We start from the raw sequence: 21125 nt of genomic DNA, 5'->3' as shown, positions 1-21125 counted from the left end.
ATAATCGGGAATTATTCGGCCCTTCGGAGTGTGAAAACGGACAGATTTTACGGCCCCTTCACTCGCCTTTTCCGCCCGCATTCTTCCGCCAAAGCGCCCCATATGGCCTCTTGAAGGCCCGTCACAAACGGGGGTACAGACGGGGGTAGGCGCAGATATCGCGGGCAAAAAAAACCCGCGGAGCGTTTAGCTCGCGGGATTTCTCTTTGATGTTTGGCGGGAAACCAGGGATTCGAACCCTGGAGACGCTATTAACGTCCGCCGGTTTTCAAGACCGGTGCATTCAACCACTCTGCCAATTTCCCTTGTGCATCACAGGATTATAGTAGCCCATCCCGTGTCAGCGGGCGCCATAATACCCGAATGAAACACACTGTCAAACTCTCTGCATCGCTTGTTACAGGGCGTCTGTTATGATCTTTGCGACTGAACGTTTCAAAACTGAAGGAGTGTCGCCATGCGCGAACAGAATTACGCAGTGAATGGCAACGCGCAGGCTGAGCAGCTTGAAGTCAGCCGCGTGTTGCGCAACACCTACGGCTTGCTCGCCCTTACCCTCGCATTCAGCGGCGTGATGGCTTACGTGGCCCAGCAGATGCGCGTCGGTTACCCGAATATCTTTGTCGTGTTGATCGGCTTCTATGGTCTGTTCTTCCTGACCAACAAGCTGCGTGACTCGGCCTGGGGCCTGGTGTCGGCGTTTGCCTTGACCGGTTTCATGGGCTTTATCCTCGGCCCAATCCTTAACCGCTACCTGGGCATGGCCGGCGGTGCGGAAGTGGTCAGTTCGGCATTTGCCATGACGGCCCTGGTGTTTGGTGGTCTGTCGGCCTACGTGCTGATCAGCCGTAAGGACATGAGTTTCCTGGGTGGCTTCATCACCGCAGGTTTCTTCGTGTTGCTGGCGGCCGTGGTGGCCAGCATGTTCTTCCAGATCAGCGGCCTGCAACTGGCGATCAGCGCGGGTTTTGTGCTGTTTTCCTCGGTGTGCATCCTGTTCCAGACCAGCGCCATCATCCACGGCGGTGAGCGTAACTACATCATGGCGACCATCAGCCTGTATGTGTCGATCTACAACCTGTTCATCAGCCTGTTGCAGATCTTCGGCATCATGAGCCGCGATGACTGATCAGCAAGCGCTATAAAAAATGCCCCGTATCGCAAGATACGGGGCATTTTCATTTTCAGGCCCGATAAAGCTCAGTACTGATTGGGTTCCATCTCCAACTCGACCTTGAAGCGCTTGAAGATATCTTGCTGGATGCGCAGCGCCAGCTGGGCAATCTCCTGCCCGGTGGCAGTGCCGTAGTTGACCAGCACCAGCGCTTGCAGCTTGTGCACACCTGCATCGCCCTCCCGGAAGCCCTTCCAACCGGCCTTGTCGATCAGCCAACCGGCGGCGAGTTTCATTTGGCCGTCGGCCTGAGGGTAGGCCACCAGATCCGGATACTGGCTTTGCAGTTCAACCGCCAGGGCCTGGGACACCAGTGGGTTCTTGAAGAAGCTGCCCGCATTGCCCAGCTCTGCCGGGTCTGGCAGTTTCTCGCGGCGAATGCTGCAGATCGCGCGGCTCACATCACTGGGGGTGGCGTGGGTGATGCCCTGCGCGGTCAGGCGCTGTTGCACCGGGCCGTAGTCGAGTTTCAGGTGAGTGGCGCGGCTGAGGGCAAAGCGTACCCGCAGGATCAGCCAACGCCCGACTTCGTGCTTGAACAGGCTGTCACGGTAAGCAAAGTTGCATTCGTCGAGGCTGAAGTCCCACAGTTCACCCGTCTGGCGATCCAGGGCGGTGAGGCCGGCAAACACATCCTTGATCTCTACGCCATAGGCACCGATGTTCTGCATCGGCGCGGCACCGACAGTGCCTGGGATCAAACTGAGGTTTTCCAGGCCGCAGAAGCCGTGTTCAAGGGTCCACAGCACAAACGGATGCCAGGCTTCGCCCGCTTCGGCTTCGACCACCACGTGCGTGCCATCGTCGCTCAGCACGCGAATGCCTTGGGTCGCCATACGCAACACCAGCGCCGGAATATCCTGGGTCAACAGTAAATTGCTGCCGCCACCGATCACCAGCAACGGCACCGCGTGCGCGGCGGCATAGGCGATGGCCTCGCGCACGTCAGCATCACTGTGGGCCTCGGCGAACAATTGCGCGTTCACATCGATGCCAAAGCTGTTGAATGGCTTGAGCGATACCTGCGCAAGCACTTGCAAGGTCATAACCGCCCCTTCAATTCGATCACCAATAAATCACAGGCGCGTTCGATCAGGTCCAGGACCCGTTCGAAACCTTGCTCACCTTCATAGTAAGGGTCTGGCACCTCGTCCACTTCGCCATCAAAGCGACGCAGGAATAAATCCAGCTCCGCCTTGCCCTGCCCCGACTGCATAGCCTTGAGGTTGCGCAGGTTGCTGCTGTCCATGGCCAGGATCAGGTCGTAGCGGGCAAAGTCAGCGCGGGAAACCTGCTGGGCACGCTGGCTCGACAAATCATAACCGCGCGCCAGCGCTGCACGCTGGCTGCGCTGGTCCGGTGGGTTGCCGACATGCCATTCTCCGGTACCGGCAGACGCCACCTCAACCTGGCCCGCCAAGCCGGCTTCGCGCAATTTATGGCGCAAGATGCCTTCAGCGGTTGGCGAGCGGCAGATATTGCCCAGGCATACAAACAGAACTTTCATCAGGCGCCCAGCAGGCGACGGACGCGTTCGAGGTCTTCCTGGGTGTCGACACCGGCTGGCGGTGCTTCCAAGGCATCGCCCACGTGGATACGCACGCCGTGCCAGAGGGCACGCAGTTGTTCCAGGGATTCGGTGTTTTCCAGCCAGCACGGGCCCCAGCTGACGAAGTCGTGCAGGAAACCGGCGCGGTAAGCGTAAATGCCGATGTGGCGGCGATACGGCACACCTTCCGGCAACACATCAGGCTGCTTGGCGAAGGCATCGCGCGCCCAGGGCAGCACTGAACGACTGAACGTCAAGGCCAGGCCGTTGATATCGCTGACTACCTTCACCACGCTCGGGTTGAGCAGCGTCTCAAGGTCTTCGATCGGCTCGGCCAGGGTCGCCATGCGCGCTTCGGCGTCGGCAGCCAGGTTGGCCGCGACCTGGTCAATGATGCTCGGCGGGATCAACGGCTCGTCACCCTGCACGTTCACCACAATGGCGTCGGGCGCCAGGCCAAGCTTGGTCGCCACTTCGGCCAGGCGGTCGGTGCCGGAATTATGGTCTTCGCGGGTCAGTACCGCTTCGGCACCAAAACCTTTGCACGCCTCGATAATACGCGGATCATCGGTGGCCACTACCACGCGCTCGGCGCTGCTTTTGCAGGCTTGCTCCCACACCAGTTGGACCATCGGCTTGTCGCCGATCATTTGCAACGGCTTGCCCGGCAGGCGCGTCGAGGCATAGCGCGAGGGAATGACAACGGTAAAGGCGGTGGTCATTTATCCAGGCGCTCATCGGTGGTCAGGGTACGGGCTTCGCTTTCGAGCATGACCGGGATGCCATCACGGATAGGGTATGCCAGGCCGGCACCTTTGCTGATCAGCTCGGTTTTGTCGGCGCTGAGCTTGAGCGGGCCTTTGCAGATCGGGCAAGCGAGGATATCGAGCAGTTTGGTGTCCATGAGTGTTTCCTGGAAAGAAGCGTTTTAAGGCAAGAGACGGTTGGGCAGCAGACGCATCAGCTGCGTGTCGAACCAGGCGACGAACGCCGGCGACGGTACCGCATCCACCGCAAGGTACCACCAGTCGGGCTGGGCAAAGGCGCGGCACTTCACCGCGTCCTTTTCGGTCATGACCAGCGGCAATGACGGGGTAAAACTCAAGACCTCGGCGCTGTAGGGCGCGTGGTCGGCAAAAGCATGGGGTAGCGGCTGCCAGTGTAGCGTTTCAAGGGTATTGAAGAAACGTTGCGGGTTACCGATACCGGCCACCGCATGCACCTGCTGGCCCTGCGGGAAATAGGTGACCGGCTGGCGCTCGCCGCTGTGCAGGTTGACCAGCGCTGTGGGCTGCAAGCGGAAGGCAAAACCCTCTTCACGGTCCGAGGCGGCACCGTTATAGAGCACCGCATCCACACTGTGCAGGCGCTCCACCGGTTCGCGCAACGGCCCGGCAGGCAGGCAGCGGCGGTTGCCGAGGCCGCGGGCGGCATCGATCAGCACCAGTTCAAGGTCGCGGGCCAGGCGGTAGTGCTGCAGGCCGTCATCGGAGAGGATCAGGTCCAGGGGCTCACTGGCCAGCAGGGCCTTTACCGCGCGACTGCGATCGGGGTCGATCATCAAAGGCACGCCACTGCGCTGCACGATCAGCAAGGGTTCATCACCGGCCACCTCGGCACTGTGGCCGGCCTCGACCCGCCACGGCAACTGCGGCGGCTTGGCACTGTAGCCTCGACTGACCACGCCCACGCGCAAACCGCTGCGGCGGCAGTGCTCGATCAACCACAGGATCAACGGCGTCTTGCCGGTGCCGCCTACCGTGATATTGCCCACCACGACCACCGGCACCGGCGCTTGATAAATCTCGCCCTCGCCTGCCACAAAGCGCGCACGCTTACGTTGCACCACGCGGCGATACAGCGATTCCAGCGGCCGCAACAATGCCAGTGCCGGGTGGCCCTCGTACCAGGCCTTGAGTAAGCGCTCGGACATGGTCATCAGGGCGCGCTCGCTGCCTCAACGGTGGTCATGCGCAAATGGCTGAAACCGAGCTTACCGGCAGCGTCCATGGCGGTGATCACGGCTTGATGCGGGGTCTTGCCATCGGCGCTGATGGACAGCGGCAACTGGGTGTCGCCGCCAGATTCCTTCTGCAACGCCTCCATCAAGCTGGCAAGGTCGTTTTTCTCCAGCAACTGGTTATTCACCGAAAACACCCCTTCGGCGCTGATGGCGATGTCCAGTTGCTTGACCTGCTGGTCTTCGGCAGGCGAGCCGCTTACCGCTTCAGGCAAGTCGACACGCAGCTGGGTTTCGCGGGTGAAGGTGGTGGTCACGACAAAAAACAGCAGCAGGATAAACACCACGTCGATCAACGACGCGAGGTTGATATCGACATTTTCCCGTTGCTTGCGGCGAAATTTCACGCTTTGCCCTCGACCAGGTCTACATCACGGTCGCCCTGCACCACCTCTACCAGCTTGATGGCTTCCTGTTCCATACCGACCACCAGCTCATCAATGCGCCGCTGCAGGAAACGGTGGAAGAACACCGAAGGGATACCCACCATCAAGCCCGCTGCGGTGGTGATCAACGCCTTGGAGATGCCTCCGGCCAATACCGACGCGTTGGTGGTCATGCCCGAGCCCGTGAACGCGCTGAAGATATCGATCATGCCCAATACCGTGCCGAGCAAACCCAGCAACGGCGCCATGGCGGCGATAGTGCCAAGGGCGTTGATGTAGCGCTCCAGCTCATGGATAACCCGGGCGGCCGCTTCTTCAATGCACTCTTTCATGATCTCGCGGCCATGCTTGGAGTTGGCCAGGCCGGCGGCGAGGATTTCACCCAGTGGCGAATTGGCACGCAGTTCCTTGAGCTTTTGCTTGTCGAGCTGCTTGTTCTTGATCCAGCCCCAGACTTGCCCCAGCAAGTGCTCGGGGGTGACGCGACTGGCGCGCAGGGTCCACAGGCGTTCGGCGACAATGCCGAGTGCGACGATGGAGCTCAGAATGATCGGCAACATCATCCAGCCGCCGGATTTGACCAATTCCCACACAGTGAATGTCCCCTCGAAAAAGTGCGCCACTTTACCATATAGGGTCAACAGAGGGGTTCACCGGCTACAGGTCCGTCTGTCGCGGTTCGAGACTTTGGTAACGCGTGATTACGGTAACGGTTCGCGCCAGAAACGACGTTGGCTGCGCGCAACCGTCGCCGGCACAAAGGCCCCCAGGCGCAGGCGCACGGCGCCCTGTTCGGCGCTGTCATACACCCGGCTGCCCAGTGCCTGGTAGCGTTCCAGGACCTGCGGATGAGGATGGCCGAACGTATTGCTGCGCCCGCGTGAAATCAGCACCGAGGTGGGCGTCAACCGCTGCACGAAAGGCCAGGACGAAGAACTGCGGCTGCCATGGTGCGGGGCTTGTAGCCAGTCGGTCGGAACCGCCAGCGGGGATGCCAGAAATGCCTGTTCGGCGGCGCGATCAATGTCGCCGGTGAGCAGCAGGCGTTCGCCACTGGCCTCGACCTGCAGCACGCACGACCTCGGATTGCCCTCAAGCCCACCCGCCCACTGCCACAGTTCAAACGACACGCCGTCCCATTCCCAGCGCTCGCCGCTGGTACAGGGCTGGGTGGCGAGAAAGGCTGGCAGGCCCTCGGTTTCGCCGCCCACCACGCGTTTGACGGGCAGCCCCCGAGCCACCGCCGCCGCACCACCGGCGTGATCGGCGTCGGCATGGCTGAGCAGCATCATGTCCAACCGCCCTACCCCGAGTTTTTTCAACGACGGCAACACGACGCGCGCGCCCAAGTCGACAGGGCCCGACCGCGGCCCGGCATCGTAGAGCAAGGTGTGATGACGGGTGCGCAGGATCAGTGCCTGCCCCTGGCCGACATCCAGTTGCAACACCTCTACCTGTCCGTGGGGCACCGACTCCCGGGGCGGAAAAACGGCCATCAACAGCATGGGCCAGCCCAACACCCGGAACGGCACCCCTTTGGGCAGCAGTAACATCACCACGCCCATCAGGCTGACCAGCCAATACGCCAGCGGCACCTCGGGCGGCACCCAGGCCGGCAATTGCGCCCCCAGCAGCGCCAGAACGTTGAACAATCCATCCAGCGCGCCGCCGGCCAGCCACAGCACAGCTTCCCCAGCCAACGGTACCCACAACAACGCCGTGCCCAGCAGCGCCAGGGGCAGCACCACCAGGCTGATCCACGGCACGGCAAACAGATTCGCCACCGGTGCGCTGACGCTGATGGGCAAACCCAACACCAGCAACACAGGAAACAAGCCAATGGCAATCAACCACTGGGGCCGGGTCCACGCCTGCCAGACGCTCCACGGCCCCAGGCGCCCGCCGAACGCCAGCAACAACGCCGCAACCGCCGCAAACGACAACCAGAACCCTACCTGCAGGCTGGCCAAGGGCTCCAGCACCAGCACGCCGTTCAGCGCCAGCAGCAACGGCCACCACAGCCCCAAATGGCGGAAACGCAGACGCCACAGCAACACCAGGCCGACCATCACACAAGCCCGCTGCACCGGCACGCCAAACCCCGCCAGCAGGCCATAACCCAACGCTGCGCCAAATGCCAGGCCGCACGCCCACGGCAGCCACGGCCAGGTTCTGGGCCAGATACCATAGCGCGCCAATACCGCGACCAAGCCGTAGATCAAGCCCGCCAACAAGCCGATGTGCTGCCCGGAAATCACCAGCAGATGCACCGTGCCCGTGTCCTGCAACACCTGCCAATCCTCAGGCGCCAGGCCGGAACCGTCGCCCAATACCAGCGCCGCCAAGCCTGCCTCGCGGCCTTGGGCATCCACCGCCATCAGGCGCTGGCGAACAGCATCGCGCCATGCATTGCGGGCCGGTGCGAGGCGTTCACCGTCTTTTACCGTGGAAGTGGCACCGATACGCTGGGCCAGCAGCCAGGCTTCGTGGTCAACCCCATGGAAATTGAGCAGGCCCGCAGGCCGCTTGAGTGTCAGCGCCAGGCGCCAGCGTTCGCCGCTGTTCACCACTGGCCCGCCGTGCCAGGACACGCGGATACGTTTGGGCAGCCGCCCCTTGCGCGACCGGCCGTCGGCCAGTTCAAAGCGCACACCCGTACCCGTCTGCTGGGGCAAGCCCACCACACGCCCCTCCACCCAGCGAGTCTGCCCGTCCAGGGCCGGCTGCAGTCGATCATCCAACGCCCGCTGCGCGCTGAAGCAAGCCCAGCTCAACCCCACCAGGAAGAAGGCCAAGGGATAGGACCGAAAAGGCAACAGCATCAAGGCCAGCACCAGCATGGCCAATAGCACGGCGCCGGGCGGCAGGGCCGGCAACCAACGCAACGTCAGCAACCCCAGCGCCAACGCCAACATCCCTGTCTTCATGGATCATCCTTTTCCCGTGATCCACTCAGTCTTAGCCGGCTGAACGACAGCGCCTATGATGTTTTGTCACAAAGTCTGAATTTTCTGTTTATAGAATCCGGGCATACTTGCCCCTCGAATTGACCTGGACCCCTTATGCCCCGGCGCTTATTCAAACGGTACATGCCCGATCCCAGCAGTATCAGGGAACACAAGTCATTACAGTTTCTTGGCACGCTGCTGCATGACCCCAACCTCTGGCACCTGAACCGGCACTCCGTGGCGCGCGCCATGGCGGTGGGTTTATTTGCGGCGTTTATCCCGATTCCGTTGCAGATGTTGCTCGCCGCAGTCCTGGCGATCTGGGTGCGTGGCAACATGCCTATCGCCATCAGCCTGGTGTGGTTGACCAACCCCATCACCATGCCGGTGGTGTTCATCTGCACCTATATGACCGGCGCCTGGCTGATGAACGTGCCGCCACGCAGCTTGCCCGATAACCTGACGTGGGAATGGATCAGCGGCCAGTTGAGCACCCTCTGGCAGCCGTTCCTGCTGGGTTCGGTGGTATTGGGGGTGGTATTGGGCGCCCTGGCCTATTGCCTGACCATGGCGTACTGGCGCTGGTGGGTGGCGCACCAGTGGAAAAAACGCAAACTGCGTAGGCGCTGAGCGCTAACGGGCCAGCAAGTACAAATGCACCCGCAGGCCCTCCCCAGTGTTTTCTGCCCATAAGCGACCGCCCTGGCGCTGCACGGCGTTGCGAGCAATGCTCAGGCCCAGGCCGAAACCGCCATCGCCGGGCCGCGAGCCGTCCAGGCGGGTAAAGGGCGCGAAGATGCGCTCCAAGTCACCCTCGGCGATCCCCGGGCCCTGATCCTGCAGCCAGATATGCCAATAGTCGCCCTCACGACAGCCGTCGAGTTGCACGCAGCCGCCCTTGGGCGAGTGGCGTATGGCGTTGCGCAGGATATTTTCCAGGGCCTGGGCCAGTGCATTCAGGTTGCCGCGCACCCAACTGTCCGCTGGTAACAGGCACGGCAAGCGCGATGCGGGCCAACCGCTTTCAAAACACGCATTCTCACGCAATATGTCCCACAAGGCCTGGAGCTGAATATCTTCCTGGGGCAGCGGCGTCGTTTCGCTGTCGAGCCAGGCCAGTTGCAGGCTGTCTTCCACCAGGCGCTGCATGGCGTCGATTTCCCGGCCCAGGCGTTCGCGCAGTTTGGCCAGGTCTTGCTCGCTGTCGCAGGCCACCCGCAGGCGGCTCAAGGGTGTGCGCAGTTCATGGGACATATCGCGCAGCAACTGCTGCTGCAAACGCACGGTGCCCTGCAGGCGTTCGGACATATGGTCAAAGGCGCGGCCCAGCTCGCCCAGTTCATCCTGGCGGCTGGTGGCATCACGGGACATCCGCGTATGGAGTTGGTCCGCACGCCAGGCATTGGCCTGCTCGCGCAATTGATTGAGGGGCATGATCAGCAGCCGATAGAGGCCGATGCACAGCAACAGGGTAAACAGGCCGGGAATCACACCATTGGTGACCACTCGCCAGAACAGCTGATAGCGCCCAGGCATAAAGCGCTGCGGCAGTTCGATCACCAGCGACCCCGCGCCAGGGTCGACCGGAAACGGCACCTTCATCCAGGGCAAACCGATGACATGCCGGCTGACCGGCCAGTCCAATCCACGCAAAAACGTCAGGCGCTGGCTTTCTTTGTCATTCAAGGGCGTGCTGCTCAGGGACTGCAGGTCGTTACCGATCACCCCTACCCAAGTGCTTTCGCGTTCGGCCATCCGCTGCAGCCAGGTATCTACGCCAGCGCTGCCCTGTGTGCTCCACGCCAGTTCGGCGCCGGCGGCATAGCCAGTGAGAATCTCCCGCGACTTGTCGGACAGGTACGCGCTCTGCTGCTCCATGTAGCGGCCCCACGACCAACTGAGCCAAATCATCAGCAAACAGAAGGCGATCAACAGGCAGGCCAGCTTCCAGAACAACGAGTGTTTGCCAGGCAGTCGCTCAAAGCCCTTCATCGTGACCGCTCAGCACGTAGCCCTTGCCCCACACGGTGCGCACTTCACGCTCGATGTAACCGATGAACTTGAGCTTGCGGCGGATCTGGCTGACGTGCATGTCGAGACTGCGGTCATGGGGTGCATAACCGCGCTGCAACACCTGCTGATACAGGAAGGCTTTGCTGAGGACTTCTTCGGTATTGCGGTGCAGGGTTTCCAGCAGGCGGTATTCGCTGCGCGTGAGCGCGGCCCACTGGTCCTGGCAGGACACATCGCAGCGCTCATCATCAAAGTGCAGCACGCGGGCATCTTCGGGTGCCGGGGCACGCGGCGGCTCGGGTCGGCGGTCCAGGGCAACGCGGCGCAGGATCGCTTCAATACGCACGCACAGTTCAACCATGCTGAACGGCTTGGGCAGATAGTCGTCCGCGCCCAGGCGAAAACCGCTGATGCGATCGGCTTCAGCGCCCAGGGCCGACATCAGGATCACCGGCATGGCGTGGCTCTGGCGCAAATGGGTGAGGATCGACAAACCGTCCAGCCCTGGCAGCAGAATGTCCATCAGCACCAGGTCGAAGGCCTGGGCGCGGGCCAGTTGCAGGCCCTGCTGACCGTTCCTGCACCAGGTCACCTGGAAGCCACTGCGGCCAAGCTGCTCGTGCACATAGGCGCCCAACACAGGGTCATCTTCGATGGTCAGGATACTGGGTAGGCCAACTGCTGCGGGAGTCATTAGCGTCTGCAAGTCATTCTCAATCACTGATTATTCAAGATTAAACGTTCACAGGCAATCGCCACCCGGCGCCGAATGGCCCGAAGATTGCCGCATGTCATTAATTTGCAAGATTCCAGGCCGCGCAAATGGCTACACTGCGCAGGTGGCGCGGGCCGGATGCCGGCGTGGATATTTGATAACAACGTGGTAGCAGGAGAGTGGCGTGCTTAGAAGAATGGGGATAAAAGGCCGCGTACTGTTGCTGACCTTATTACCGACCAGCCTGATGGCGCTGTTGTTGGGCGGCTATTTCACCTGGATGCAGCTCTCGGAGTTGCAGACCCAGTTGCTGCAACGCGGCGAAATGATCGCCGAACAATTGGCACCCTTGGTGGCACCTGCCTTGGGTCACAACAACACCGACCTGCTGGAGCGCATCGCGACCCAGTCCCTGGAGCAGCCGGATGTGCGCGCCGTTTCGTTCCTGGCGCCAGACCGCTCTTCCCTGGCCCACGCCGGCCCGACCATGCTCAACCAGCCGCCCACCGGCAACAGTTCACACCTGTTGCAGCGCACCGGCAGCGACGCCACCCGCTATTTACTGCCGGTGTTTGGCCGTCATCGCAACCTGGCGGGCGAGTTGATTCCCGATGAGGCCGACCGCCTGCTGGGTTGGGTCGAAGTGGAGCTGTCTCACAATGGCATGTTGCTGCGTGGCTATCGCAGCCTGTTCGCCAGCTTGCTGCTGATCGCCATCGGCCTGATGTGCACCGCCGCCCTCGCCCTGCGTATCAGCCGCACCATCAATTCGCCGATTGGCAAGATCAAGCAAGCGGTGGCCCAACTCAAGGACGGCAACCTGGAGACACGCTTGCCTCCCTTGGGCAGCCAGGAGTTGGACCAACTCGCGTCGGGCATCAACCGCATGGCCGAAACCCTGCAAAATGCCCAGGAAGAGCTGCAACACAGTATCGACCAGGCCACCGAAGACGTGCGCCAGAACCTGGAAACCATCGAGATCCAGAACATCGAGCTGGACCTGGCCCGCAAGGAAGCCCTGGAAGCCAGCCGTATCAAGTCCGAGTTCCTGGCCAACATGAGCCATGAGATCCGCACGCCGCTCAACGGCATCCTCGGCTTTACTCATTTGCTGCAAAAAAGCGAGCTGTCGCCGCGCCAGTTGGATTACCTGGGCACTATCGAAAAGTCTGCGGATAACTTGCTGGGCATCATCAACGAAATCCTCGATTTCTCGAAGATTGAAGCCGGCAAACTGGTGCTCGACAGCGTGCCTTTCAACCTGCGTGACTTGCTGCAAGACACCTTGACCATCCTCGCTCCCGCCGCGCATGCCAAGCAGCTCGAACTGGTGAGCCTGGTGTACCGCGACACGCCACTGGCATTGGTGGGCGACCCGCTGCGGCTCAAGCAGATCCTGACCAACCTGATCAGCAATGCGATCAAGTTCACCCGCGAAGGCACCATTGTGGCCCGGGCAATGATCGAGGACGAGCAGGAAGACAGCGTGCAATTGCGCATCAGTGTGCAAGACACCGGCATTGGCCTGTCCAACCAGGATGTGCGCGCCCTGTTCCAGGCATTCAGCCAGGCCGACAACTCGCTGTCGCGCCAGCCCGGCGGCACCGGTTTGGGCCTGGTGATTTCCAAGCGGTTGATCGAGCAGATGGGCGGCGAGATCGGCGTCGACAGCACGCCGGGTGAAGGCTCCGAATTCTGGATCAGCCTGAACCTGCCCAAAACCCGTGACGACGTCGAAGACCTGCCCGCCGCACCGCTGCTGGGGCGGCGTGTGGCCGTGCTGGAAAACCACGAACTGGCGCGCCAGGCCCTGCAACATCAGTTGGAAGACTGCGGCCTGGAAGTCACGCCTTTCAATACTCTGGAAAGCCTGACCAACGGCATCACCAGTGCCCACCAGACCGAACAGGCTATCAGCCTGGCGGTGCTCGGTGTCACAGCCAATGACATTCCGCCCGAACGCCTCAATCAACACCTGTGGGACCTTGAACACCTGGGCTGCAAGGTGCTGGTGCTGTGCCCGACCACCGAGCAGATGCTGTTCAACCAATCGGTGCCCAACCCCAACAGCCAATTGCAGGCCAAGCCCGCCTGTACGCGCAAGCTGCGCCGCTCCCTGGCCGACCTGATCAGCCCGCGCCCTTCGCGCAGCGAACCCGGTGAGCCGTTGTCCAGCCGTGCGCCACGGGTGCTGTGCGTGGACGACAACCCGGCCAACCTGCTGCTGGTGCAAACCCTGTTGGAAGACATGGGGGCCAAGGTGCAGGCGGTGGAAAGCGGTTACGCGGCGGTCGACGCCGTAAAGCAGGAAACTTTCGATCTGGTGTTGATGGACGTGCAAATGCCCGGCATGGATGGCCGCCAGAGCACCGAGGCGATCCGCCAGTGGGAAAGCGAGCGCCACGGCACGCCGCTGCCGGTGGTGGCCCTCACGGCTCACGCCATGGCCAACGAAAAACGCGCCCTGCTGCAAAGCGGTATGGACGACTACCTGACCAAACCCATCAGCGAGCGGCAGTTGGCCCAGGTGGTGTTGAAATGGACCGGCCTGGCGCTGCGTAACCAAGGCCCGGAGCGCACCCACGAAGGTGCGGCCCAGGGCGTGCAGCTCTTGGTACTCGACCACGAAGAAGGCCTGCGCCTGGCCGCCAACAAGGCCGACCTGGCCGCCGATATGCTCGCCATGCTGCTGGCCTCCCTGGAGGCTGATCGCCTGGCGATTACCGTCGCCCGCGAAGCCAATGACAACCATGCCTTGATCGAACGCGTTCACCGCCTGCACGGCGCCACCCGCTATTGTGGCGTACCGCAATTGCGGGCGGCCTGCCAGCGCGCCGAAACCCTGCTCAAGCAGGATGACGCCAAGGCCATGGCTGCGCTGGACGAACTGGACATGGCGATTGCACGGTTGGCCAGTGAAGCCAGAGTCAGCGCCTGACTACTGTAGGAGCGAGCTTGCTCGCGAAAAACCAGAGAACACCGCGTTAAACCAGAATGAACGCGTTATCGTTGACGTTTTTCGCGAGCAAGCTCGCTCCTACAGGTACGTATCTATTCTGTCATTGCAGAGAGCCTTTTTAATGCGCGTCATTCTCTTCAGCAGCCAAACCTACGACCGCGAGAGTTTCCTCGGCGAACCGCTGCCGGCTGGCATCGAACTGCAGTTCCAACCGGCACGCCTGAACCTCGATACCGTGCCCCTGGCCGAACACCACGAGGTGGTCTGCGCCTTTATCAACGACGACCTCAGCGCCCCTGTGCTGGAACAGCTAGCCAAGGGCGGCACGCGCCTGATTGCCCTGCGCTCGGCGGGCTACAACCATGTCGACTTGCCCGCCGCCCAGCGCCTGGGCCTGACCATCGTACGCGTGCCCGCCTATTCGCCCCACGCGGTGGCCGAGCACGCCGTCGCGCTGATTCTGGCCCTCAACCGTCGCCTGCACCGTGCCTACAACCGCACCCGCGACGGTGATTTCAGCCTGCACGGGCTGACCGGTTTCGATCTGGTCGGCAAAACGGTCGGCGTGGTCGGCACCGGGCAAATCGGCGCGACCTTCGCCAAGATCATGGCCGGGTTCGGCTGTCAGTTGCTGGCCTACGACCCCTTCCCCAACTCGCAGGTGCAGGACCTCGGGGCCCGCTACGTAAGCCTGCCTGAACTATTGGCCGAGGCGCAGATCATCAGCCTGCACTGCCCGCTGACCGCCGACAGCAAACACCTGATCAATGCCCGGTCGCTCGCGCAGATGCAACCCGGCGCGATGCTGATCAACACCGGGCGCGGTGGCCTGGTCGATACGCCGGCACTGATCGAAGCACTCAAGGTTGGCCAGTTGGGTTACCTGGGGCTGGACGTCTACGAAGAAGAAGCCCAGTTGTTTTTCGAGGACCGCTCGGACCTACCCCTGCAAGACGACGTGCTCGCCCGCCTGCTGACCTTCCCCAATGTGATCATCACCGCGCACCAGGCCTTCCTCACCCGTGAGGCCCTGGCGGCGATTGCCGGCACCACGCTGGCCAACATTGCCGCGTGGGCCGATGGTCGGGCGCAGAACCTGGTCGAGGGATGATCAGCGGTCACATACCAGGCTCATGATAGGCCGGCACCCGTGATAGGATGCCGCGCCTATTTGGAGGATCCATGGCCGAACACGATTTCCGCTTCAGCTTGCTGAGCCCGCAACACACCCTGATCGAATGCCGCGCCCTGGTGCCGGGCCGTTATCAGGTCACCGGCAACGGTGGTTCGATCAAACATGGCGACGTCCTGATCGTCAGCCTGCGCGGCAGTAAAACCCTGTCGATGCGCCTGACCGTCGAAGGTGACGCACGCTACTCCATCCGCCCGGCGGGCCAGTGGGTCGCCATGGCCCAAGGGCCGAAGTTCGGCGAACTGGAAATTCACACCTGGAAGGTCAACTGCGACAGCTGCGACGCCGTGCTGGAGTTTGAATTCGCGGTAGAAACCAAGCTGACCAAGCCCCCCCTGCAACCGGCTGCCAATGCGCGTATCAAAGAACTGGGCTGGGCCAGCGAAGGCGACAAGCACCGCTGTCCGAAATGCCAGCAGGCCGCGCAATGAAAGGCCGGCTGCTGCTCGCCGCAATCAGCATGAGCCTGGCAGGCTGCGCCGCCGATGGCGCCAAGCTCGAGCGCGACCACAGCTACGTAGTGGAATGGATCGGTGAGCGACCGTTGATGGACTACGCGCACCTGACCGTCACCTTGGGCGCCGATGGCCGCGCCTATGGCAATGGCGGCTGTAACCACTGGTTTGCGCCGTACACCGTCGACGGCGACAAGCTCAGCTTCGGCCCCGTCGGCAGCACCCGAAAAATGTGCGCCGAGGCCCTGATGGAGCAAGAGCATCGCTTCTTCCAGGCCCTGCAAAGCGTACAGCGCTGGGACATCTCACCGATCGAGCAGACGCGGTTCTGGCCGGCCGAAGGCAAGCCGATCCGCCTGTGGCTCGAAGAAGGCTGATCTAGGCGCACTCTCCTGTATTAACGCGGTGTCCTCTGGTTCTGTAGGAGCTGGCTTGCCTGCGATGCGGACAACTCGGTGATTCAGGCACACCGAGTCGATACCTTCGCAGGCAAGTCAGCTCCCACAGTTTTAGCCTTTCAGGGCCTTGAGCTTGGCCAACACCCCTTCCGCCGTCTGCTCACCCATCAACTGCTCACGCACCTTGCCCTTGTCGTCGATGATGTAGGTCACCGGCAAGGCCTCGCTGCGCGGAATCTCGAAAATCCCGTCCGGGTTCTGGGCCAGTACCGTGAACTTGATCCCCAGCTTGTCGCTGGCGGCCTTGAGCTCTTCACCCTGCACATTGTCGAAGTTGACGCCGAACACCCCGACATTCTGGCCTTTCAACTGTTCTGCCAGGGCATTGAGCTCGGGGATTTCCGTGCGGCACGGGCCACACCATTCGGCCCAGTAGTTGACCACCAGCCACTGTTTGTCCAAACGTTCGGCCGCCACTTTCTGGCCATATTGGTCAACGCCGTAATCGTTACCGCAGCCGCTGAGCAGCAGGGTTGTGATGATCGCCAATGCACCGATCAGTCGCCTTGTCATGGGGTATTCCTTCGCAAAAATGAACGTTGACTGCGGCCTATCGCCTCTTACGGTTTAAGGACAGGCGCCAGCGCAGGTAGAATACCCGCCACCTTACGCAAGATGCGACCCGCACATGACCGATCTGACGCTTTATCACAACCCGCGCTGCTCGAAATCCCGCGGTGCGCTGGAACTGCTGGAAGCCCGCGGCCTCACCCCGACCGTCGTGCGCTACCTGGAAACCCCGCTGGATGCCGCGCAAATCAAGGCCTTGCTGAAAAAACTGGGGATCAGCGCACGCCAACTGCTGCGCACCGGTGAAGACGAATACAAAACCCTGAACCTGGCCGACGCCAGCTTGAGCGAAGCGAAACTGATCGCCGCCATCGCCGCCCATCCCAAGCTGATGGAGCGTCCGATCCTGGAAACTGCCGACAAAGCCATCATTGGCCGCCCGCCCGAGAACGTGCTGGAGATCCTGCCGTGACTACGCCCTATGTGCTGGTGTTGTATTACAGCCGCAACGGCTCGGTGAGCGAGATGGCCCGGCAAATTGCCCGCGGTATCGAGCAAGGCGGCATGGAAGCGCGGCTGCGCACCGTGCCGGCGATTTCCACCGAGTGCGAAGCGGTGGCGCCGAGCATTCCCGACGAGGGTGCGCTGTATGCCAGCCTGGATGACCTGAAGCATTGCTCGGGCCTGGCCCTGGGCAGCCCGACCCGGTTCGGCAACATGGCCGCGCCACTCAAGTACTTCCTCGATGGCACCAGCAACCTGTGGCTCACCGGCGCTTTGGTGGGCAAGCCGGCCGGCGTATTCACCTCCACCGCCAGCCTGCATGGCGGCCAGGAAACCACGCTGATGTCGATGCTGCTGCCGCTGCTGCACCACGGCATGCTGATCACCGGCCTGCCCTACAGCGAACAGGCACTGCTCGACACCCAGGGCGGCGGCACGCCGTATGGCGCCAGCCACCATTCCGGGCCAGACGGCAAGCGCATGCTCGACCAACATGAAATCACCCTGTGCCGGGCCCTGGGCCTGCGCCTGGCCAAGACCGCCACGCTGTTGGAGAACGGCCGTGGCCAGGAAGCCTAAGGTCCTGCCGCCACGGGAGTGGCTGGAGCCGCGGGTCAAGGTGGGACGCGCGCTGAGCCTGCTGGCGTTTTCGGGCCTGGTGGGCTTGTTGTGTGGCTATTACCTGTTTGTCGCCGACCTGCATGGGGCGCGCCCGTGGGTCATCCTGTTGATCGAGCTGGTGCCGCTGCTGATACTCGCGCCAGGCATGCTGATGGGCAGCGCACGCGGGCATTCGTGGATGTGCTTTGTGGTGAACCTGTATTTCATCAAGGGCGCACTGGCGGCGTACGACCCGAACCGCCAGTGGTTCGGTGTGCTGGAAATGTTGGCGAGCCTGGCGGTGTTTTGTACGGCGTTGCTGTATGTGCGTTGGCGGCATCAGCTGAACCGGCGACTGGCAGATTGACCCACTCCCTGTAGGAGCGAGCTTGCTCGCGAAGATCGTCAACGATAACGCGCTCAAGCTGGTTTAACGCGTCGACCTCAAGTTCTTCGCGAGCAAGCTCGCTCCTACAGTGGTCAATGGTTGACGGTATAGGCCAACATCATCGACAACTGACACATCGGCCGCCCACTCTCGGCGTGCCACTGGTTGAAGGCGCCCTGCACCGTCGCCAAATCGCGCAGGCTGGTCGGGGCCTTGTCGACGATCTTCTGCGCATTCAGCGCCGCCACCACGTCATCGCTTGGCACAAAGGTGTCCTTGCCGACCATGCGCAGGAAGCGCGGCGCCGACAGCCCACCCAGCTGGTGGCCGTGCTTGCTCAGGTACTTCCAGAGCCCAACGATGTCAGTCACCGGCCAATCAGCGATAAACGCGCCGAAGCTGCCTTTTTCCTGCTCGATATCCAGGATCATCTGCGCGTTGCGCGGCACACTCTTGAGCTTGCCCAGGTGGCGGATGATGCGTGTGTCCTGCATCAGCCGCTCCAGATGCTCGGCGCCCATTAGCACGACTTTTTCCGGGTCGAAGCCGAAGAACACCTGCTCGAACGCCGGCCATTTGGCATCGACCACGCTGTGCTTCAAACCGGCGCGAAACACCCGCAGCGCCAAGGTCGACAGGTAACGGTCATCGGTGATCTTGCGCAATTGCGCCGGGGTCTTGGGCACCGGCAGATGGGCTTCCAGCTTGGCCGCCGAACCGAAGCGGTTCAGACAATATTCGTGCAGCCACTTGTAATCGCGCATGCCCTCTCCTGTCAGTCGAATTGAAAACGGCGCCCGCAAGCGCCGTGTACTAGAGCCTCGGGAAGACTCAGAGGTTCACTACGTTGACGAAACGCGATGCGGCGGTCTCGTCGATTTTCAGGCTGGTGAAGTCGAACAGGTTGCGGTCGGCCAACTGCGACGGGATTACGTTTTGCAGGCTGCGGAAGATACTTTCGGTACGCCCTGGGGTCTTGCGCTCCCAGTCCACCAGCATGTCCTTGACCACCTGGCGCTGCAGGTTTTCCTGGGAGCCACACAGGTTGCACGGGATGATCGGGAATTGCTTGAAGTCGGAGTAAGCCTGGATGTCCTTCTCGTTGCAATACGCCAGCGGGCGGATCACCACGTTGCGCCCATCATCGGCACGCAGCTTGGGCGGCATGGCCTTGAGCGAGCCGTTGAAGAACATATTGAGAAAGAACGTTTCAACGATGTCATCGCGGTGATGACCCAGGGCCATCTTGGTCGCGCCGATCTCATCGGCAAAGGTGTAGAGCGTGCCACGGCGCAGGCGCGAGCACAGTGAGCAGGTGGTCTTGCCTTCCGGGATCAGTTCCTTGACCACCGAGTAGGTGTCTTTCTCGACGATGTGGTACTCGACGCCCAGTTCTTTCAGGTAGGCCGGCAGCACATGCTCGGGGAAACCGGGTTGCTTCTGGTCCATGTTGACCGCCACGATTTCGAACTTGATCGGTGCGACCTTTTGCAGGTGCAGCAATACGTCGAGCATGGTGTAGCTGTCTTTGCCGCCGGAGAGGCAGACCATGACCTTGTCGCCGTCCTCGATCATATTGAAATCGGCGACCGCTTCACCGGCCAGGCGACGCAGGCGTTTTTGCAGTTTGTTCTGGTTGACTGTAAGAGTGCCCATGGCGCTTGGATCCGCAAAGGTGTGTGACGAAAAGCGCAGCATTTTACCGGTAAGACTGACGGAGTTCCAATGTGGGAGCTGGCTTGCCTGCGATAGCGGTGTGCCAGTCAACACCTGAGGTCCTGACAGGCCGCCATCGCAGGCAAGCCAGCTCCCACACTGGATCGCATGAATCCTGACAGACCGCACCGCGATTAGCGCCCGTGTTTACAGCGCAATTTGCTCTAAAGGCCCTACGGTTATTCCGGTCATCCCTTTCTATACTGCGACTTGAGGTCGCACATCTATCCAGACCTTTCAGGCCATTTGGCCCGTGGGCGCTCCGATGGGGGGCGATGGTAATAACGACAGGAGTGACTGGCATGATCCATCACGTCGTGGGGCTGTTTACCCATCCCGACCAGGAATGGCGGGAAATTCGTGGCGATAAAGAAGAAAGCATCGGCCACATGTACCTCACTCATACCCTGATTCTCGCGGCGATCCCCGCCATTTCCGCCTTTATCGGCACCACTCAGGTCGGCTGGGTCATCGGCAACCGCGCACCGGTGATGCTGACCCAGGAAAGCGCGCTGTGGATGACCCTCATGTCCTACGCGGCCATGCTGTGCGGCGTAGCCGTGATGGGCGCGTTCATTCACTGGATGGCTCGCACCTACGACGCCAGCCCAAGCATGGCCCGCTGCGTGGCGTTTGCCACTTACACCGCCACACCTTTGTTTATCGGCGGGCTGGCGGCGCTCTACCCGCATATGTGGCTGGGTATGGTCGTGGGCACGGCGGCGATCTGCTACACGGTGTACCTGCTGTATGTGGGGCTGCCAACCTTCATGAGTATCGACCCGGATGAAGGCTTCCTGTTTTCCAGTTCGGTACTGGCCGTGGGCCTGGTGGTGTTGGTGGCGATCATGGCCTTTACCGTGATCGTCTGGGGCCTGGGCGTCGGGCCGATCTACACCAGTTGACCGAAAAAACCCGCAGGCAAGGCCACCGCAAGGTGGCTTTGTGCGTTATGCATGACCATTCGGCGCCTGACAGATTCGGAAACACCCAACTTTGCGGCATACTGGGCGTCTCTGGAGATATGTACAGCATGCCCGAGCAACTCAATACCCGCGTCGAAGATTGTTTCCTGCAAGCCGAATCCTTTTTCAAACGAAGCTTCAAACGCCCCCAGGTCAGCCTCAAGCTACGGGGCCAGAAAGCCGGTGTCGCGCATTTGCACGAGAACCTGCTGCGCTTCAACCCTCAGTTGTACCGTGAAAACAGCCAACACTTTCTCAAGCAGACCGTGGCCCACGAAGTGGCCCACCTGATTGCTCACCAGTTGTTTGGCGAGCGTATCCAGCCCCATGGCGAGGAATGGCAGCTGATCATGCGCGGGGTGTACGAACTGCCGCCCGACCGTTGCCATACCTATGAGGTCAAGCGCCGGCAGGTGACTCGCTATATTTACCGCTGCCCGTGTGCGGACAGTGATTTTCCGTTTTCACCGCAGCGCCATGGGCTGGTGAATCAGGGCCGGCGGTATTTGTGTCGGCGGTGTCGGCAGACCTTGGTGTTCACCGGGGAAACTCGGGTGGAATGAGGGCCTCATC

Annotated in this window: 24 protein-coding genes and 1 tRNA gene; 11 read left to right on the top strand and 14 right to left on the bottom strand. The window is 61.6% G+C overall.

The window, feature by feature from the left end; all coding sequences use genetic code 11:
* Positions 1-214 precede the first annotated feature (214 nt).
* Positions 215-305: transfer RNA gene (locus tag DK871_RS04280), tRNA-Ser, on the bottom strand.
* 152 nt (positions 306-457) lie between these two features.
* On the opposite strand from DK871_RS04280, the gene DK871_RS04275 reads away from it, so the two are divergent.
* The gene (locus DK871_RS04275) at positions 458-1129 is read left to right on the top strand and encodes a Bax inhibitor-1/YccA family protein (protein WP_003192030.1); all 672 of its coding nucleotides are present in this window, start codon (positions 458-460) and stop codon (positions 1127-1129) included.
* Positions 1130-1200: 71 nt separating this feature from the next.
* Here the strand turns inward: DK871_RS04275 and murB are convergent, their stop codons facing one another.
* From murB to DK871_RS04235, 8 genes are all read right to left on the bottom strand, one after another.
* Complete coding sequence (gene murB, locus DK871_RS04270; protein WP_161904084.1) at positions 1201-2220, bottom strand: UDP-N-acetylmuramate dehydrogenase; 1020 nt, start codon at positions 2218-2220, stop codon at positions 1201-1203.
* On the bottom strand, positions 2217-2681 hold the full coding sequence (locus tag DK871_RS04265; RefSeq protein WP_161904083.1) for a low molecular weight protein-tyrosine-phosphatase: 465 nt from the start codon (positions 2679-2681) through the stop codon (positions 2217-2219). The genes murB and DK871_RS04265 overlap by 4 nt, the downstream gene beginning before the upstream one ends.
* Positions 2681-3445: a 3-deoxy-manno-octulosonate cytidylyltransferase gene (gene kdsB / locus DK871_RS04260; protein ID WP_161904082.1), complete on the bottom strand. Its 765-nt coding sequence runs from the start codon at positions 3443-3445 to the stop codon at positions 2681-2683. Before kdsB ends, DK871_RS04265 begins: the two co-directional genes overlap by 1 nt.
* Positions 3442-3627: a Trm112 family protein gene (locus tag DK871_RS04255; RefSeq protein ID WP_003174668.1), complete on the bottom strand. Its 186-nt coding sequence runs from the start codon at positions 3625-3627 to the stop codon at positions 3442-3444. The genes kdsB and DK871_RS04255 overlap by 4 nt, the downstream gene beginning before the upstream one ends.
* A 24-nt stretch (positions 3628-3651) precedes the next feature.
* A complete protein-coding gene (gene lpxK / locus DK871_RS04250) occupies positions 3652-4662 on the bottom strand; it encodes a tetraacyldisaccharide 4'-kinase (protein ID WP_161904081.1) in 1011 nt (336 codons plus the stop codon).
* The gene (locus tag DK871_RS04245; RefSeq protein WP_060766997.1) at positions 4662-5090 is read right to left on the bottom strand and encodes a biopolymer transporter ExbD; all 429 of its coding nucleotides are present in this window, start codon (positions 5088-5090) and stop codon (positions 4662-4664) included. The genes lpxK and DK871_RS04245 overlap by 1 nt, the downstream gene beginning before the upstream one ends.
* The gene (locus DK871_RS04240; protein WP_003192043.1) at positions 5087-5722 is read right to left on the bottom strand and encodes a MotA/TolQ/ExbB proton channel family protein; all 636 of its coding nucleotides are present in this window, start codon (positions 5720-5722) and stop codon (positions 5087-5089) included. The genes DK871_RS04245 and DK871_RS04240 overlap by 4 nt, the downstream gene beginning before the upstream one ends.
* A 108-nt stretch (positions 5723-5830) precedes the next feature.
* Positions 5831-8056, bottom strand: coding sequence for a DNA internalization-related competence protein ComEC/Rec2 (locus DK871_RS04235; RefSeq protein ID WP_256677369.1), 2226 nt, complete (start codon positions 8054-8056; stop codon positions 5831-5833).
* 135 nt (positions 8057-8191) lie between these two features.
* On the opposite strand from DK871_RS04235, the gene DK871_RS04230 reads away from it, so the two are divergent.
* A complete protein-coding gene (locus DK871_RS04230; protein WP_056783719.1) occupies positions 8192-8707 on the top strand; it encodes a DUF2062 domain-containing protein in 516 nt (171 codons plus the stop codon).
* A 3-nt stretch (positions 8708-8710) separates the two neighbouring features.
* Here the strand turns inward: DK871_RS04230 and DK871_RS04225 are convergent, their stop codons facing one another.
* Positions 8711-10069, bottom strand: coding sequence for a sensor histidine kinase (locus DK871_RS04225; protein WP_161904080.1), 1359 nt, complete (start codon positions 10067-10069; stop codon positions 8711-8713).
* Positions 10056-10784 (bottom strand): response regulator transcription factor, encoded by a 729-nt coding sequence (locus tag DK871_RS04220; protein ID WP_161904079.1) that lies wholly within the window; start codon positions 10782-10784, stop codon positions 10056-10058. The genes DK871_RS04225 and DK871_RS04220 overlap by 14 nt, the downstream gene beginning before the upstream one ends.
* A gap of 205 nt (positions 10785-10989) precedes the next feature.
* On the opposite strand from DK871_RS04220, the gene DK871_RS04215 reads away from it, so the two are divergent.
* The 4 genes from DK871_RS04215 (at position 10990) to DK871_RS04200 (ending at position 15788) form a co-directional block, all read left to right on the top strand.
* On the top strand, positions 10990-13743 hold the full coding sequence (locus DK871_RS04215; RefSeq protein ID WP_161904078.1) for a response regulator: 2754 nt from the start codon (positions 10990-10992) through the stop codon (positions 13741-13743).
* Between the two features lie 142 nt (positions 13744-13885).
* The gene (locus DK871_RS04210) at positions 13886-14875 is read left to right on the top strand and encodes a 2-hydroxyacid dehydrogenase (RefSeq protein WP_161904077.1); all 990 of its coding nucleotides are present in this window, start codon (positions 13886-13888) and stop codon (positions 14873-14875) included.
* Between the two features lie 71 nt (positions 14876-14946).
* A complete protein-coding gene (locus DK871_RS04205; protein WP_161904076.1) occupies positions 14947-15387 on the top strand; it encodes a hypothetical protein in 441 nt (146 codons plus the stop codon).
* Positions 15384-15788, top strand: coding sequence for an META domain-containing protein (locus tag DK871_RS04200; RefSeq protein ID WP_161904075.1), 405 nt, complete (start codon positions 15384-15386; stop codon positions 15786-15788). The genes DK871_RS04205 and DK871_RS04200 overlap by 4 nt, the downstream gene beginning before the upstream one ends.
* Before the next feature lie 132 nt (positions 15789-15920).
* Here the strand turns inward: DK871_RS04200 and DK871_RS04195 are convergent, their stop codons facing one another.
* Positions 15921-16382, bottom strand: coding sequence for a TlpA disulfide reductase family protein (locus DK871_RS04195; RefSeq protein WP_003192057.1), 462 nt, complete (start codon positions 16380-16382; stop codon positions 15921-15923).
* Between the two features lie 115 nt (positions 16383-16497).
* Here DK871_RS04195 and arsC point away from each other — a divergent pair, with 115 nt between their 5' ends.
* From arsC to DK871_RS04180, 3 genes are read left to right on the top strand one after another with little or no spacing between them, the layout of a single operon-like run.
* Positions 16498-16851, top strand: coding sequence for an arsenate reductase (glutaredoxin) (gene arsC / locus DK871_RS04190; RefSeq protein ID WP_161904074.1), 354 nt, complete (start codon positions 16498-16500; stop codon positions 16849-16851).
* Complete coding sequence (wrbA, locus tag DK871_RS04185) at positions 16848-17462, top strand: NAD(P)H:quinone oxidoreductase (protein WP_014718885.1); 615 nt, start codon at positions 16848-16850, stop codon at positions 17460-17462. Before arsC ends, wrbA begins: the two co-directional genes overlap by 4 nt.
* Complete coding sequence (locus DK871_RS04180; RefSeq protein ID WP_161904073.1) at positions 17446-17850, top strand: DUF2069 domain-containing protein; 405 nt, start codon at positions 17446-17448, stop codon at positions 17848-17850. Before wrbA ends, DK871_RS04180 begins: the two co-directional genes overlap by 17 nt.
* Before the next feature lie 113 nt (positions 17851-17963).
* Here the strand turns inward: DK871_RS04180 and DK871_RS04175 are convergent, their stop codons facing one another.
* Both DK871_RS04175 and ttcA read right to left on the bottom strand, forming a co-directional pair.
* The gene (locus tag DK871_RS04175; RefSeq protein ID WP_034127867.1) at positions 17964-18635 is read right to left on the bottom strand and encodes a DNA-3-methyladenine glycosylase I; all 672 of its coding nucleotides are present in this window, start codon (positions 18633-18635) and stop codon (positions 17964-17966) included.
* Positions 18636-18702: 67 nt separating this feature from the next.
* Positions 18703-19527, bottom strand: coding sequence for a tRNA 2-thiocytidine(32) synthetase TtcA (gene ttcA / locus DK871_RS04170; protein WP_003192064.1), 825 nt, complete (start codon positions 19525-19527; stop codon positions 18703-18705).
* A 362-nt stretch (positions 19528-19889) separates the two neighbouring features.
* Here ttcA and DK871_RS04165 point away from each other — a divergent pair, with 362 nt between their 5' ends.
* Positions 19890-20492 carry a Yip1 family protein gene (locus DK871_RS04165; RefSeq protein WP_003192065.1) on the top strand — a complete coding sequence of 201 codons (603 nt, stop codon included), beginning with the start codon at positions 19890-19892 and terminating at the stop codon, positions 20490-20492.
* A gap of 128 nt (positions 20493-20620) precedes the next feature.
* The gene (locus DK871_RS04160; RefSeq protein WP_003192067.1) at positions 20621-21115 is read left to right on the top strand and encodes a SprT family zinc-dependent metalloprotease; all 495 of its coding nucleotides are present in this window, start codon (positions 20621-20623) and stop codon (positions 21113-21115) included.
* Positions 21116-21125: the final 10 nt, after the last annotated feature.

The organism is Pseudomonas sp. L13 (assembly GCF_009935965.1).
GTDB lineage: Bacteria > Pseudomonadota > Gammaproteobacteria > Pseudomonadales > Pseudomonadaceae > Aquipseudomonas > Aquipseudomonas lactis.
This window is presented reverse-complemented; position numbering and strand designations above follow the sequence as displayed.

Coding starts and splice junctions, on each gene's coding strand:
- DK871_RS04275 (WP_003192030.1), top strand. CDS start 458: ATGCGCGAACAGAATTACGCAGTGAATGGCAACGCGCAGGCTGAGCAG.
- murB (WP_161904084.1), bottom strand. CDS start 2,220: ATGACCTTGCAAGTGCTTGCGCAGGTATCGCTCAAGCCATTCAACAGC.
- DK871_RS04265 (WP_161904083.1), bottom strand. CDS start 2,681: ATGAAAGTTCTGTTTGTATGCCTGGGCAATATCTGCCGCTCGCCAACC.
- kdsB (WP_161904082.1), bottom strand. CDS start 3,445: ATGACCACCGCCTTTACCGTTGTCATTCCCTCGCGCTATGCCTCGACG.
- DK871_RS04255 (WP_003174668.1), bottom strand. CDS start 3,627: ATGGACACCAAACTGCTCGATATCCTCGCTTGCCCGATCTGCAAAGGC.
- lpxK (WP_161904081.1), bottom strand. CDS start 4,662: ATGACCATGTCCGAGCGCTTACTCAAGGCCTGGTACGAGGGCCACCCG.
- DK871_RS04235 (WP_256677369.1), bottom strand. CDS start 8,056: ATGAAGACAGGGATGTTGGCGTTGGCGCTGGGGTTGCTGACGTTGCGT.
- DK871_RS04230 (WP_056783719.1), top strand. CDS start 8,192: ATGCCCCGGCGCTTATTCAAACGGTACATGCCCGATCCCAGCAGTATC.
- DK871_RS04225 (WP_161904080.1), bottom strand. CDS start 10,069: ATGAAGGGCTTTGAGCGACTGCCTGGCAAACACTCGTTGTTCTGGAAG.
- DK871_RS04220 (WP_161904079.1), bottom strand. CDS start 10,784: ATGACTCCCGCAGCAGTTGGCCTACCCAGTATCCTGACCATCGAAGAT.
- DK871_RS04210 (WP_161904077.1), top strand. CDS start 13,886: ATGCGCGTCATTCTCTTCAGCAGCCAAACCTACGACCGCGAGAGTTTC.
- DK871_RS04205 (WP_161904076.1), top strand. CDS start 14,947: ATGGCCGAACACGATTTCCGCTTCAGCTTGCTGAGCCCGCAACACACC.
- DK871_RS04200 (WP_161904075.1), top strand. CDS start 15,384: ATGAAAGGCCGGCTGCTGCTCGCCGCAATCAGCATGAGCCTGGCAGGC.
- DK871_RS04195 (WP_003192057.1), bottom strand. CDS start 16,382: ATGACAAGGCGACTGATCGGTGCATTGGCGATCATCACAACCCTGCTG.
- arsC (WP_161904074.1), top strand. CDS start 16,498: ATGACCGATCTGACGCTTTATCACAACCCGCGCTGCTCGAAATCCCGC.
- DK871_RS04175 (WP_034127867.1), bottom strand. CDS start 18,635: ATGCGCGATTACAAGTGGCTGCACGAATATTGTCTGAACCGCTTCGGT.
- ttcA (WP_003192064.1), bottom strand. CDS start 19,527: ATGGGCACTCTTACAGTCAACCAGAACAAACTGCAAAAACGCCTGCGT.
- DK871_RS04165 (WP_003192065.1), top strand. CDS start 19,890: ATGATCCATCACGTCGTGGGGCTGTTTACCCATCCCGACCAGGAATGG.
- DK871_RS04160 (WP_003192067.1), top strand. CDS start 20,621: ATGCCCGAGCAACTCAATACCCGCGTCGAAGATTGTTTCCTGCAAGCC.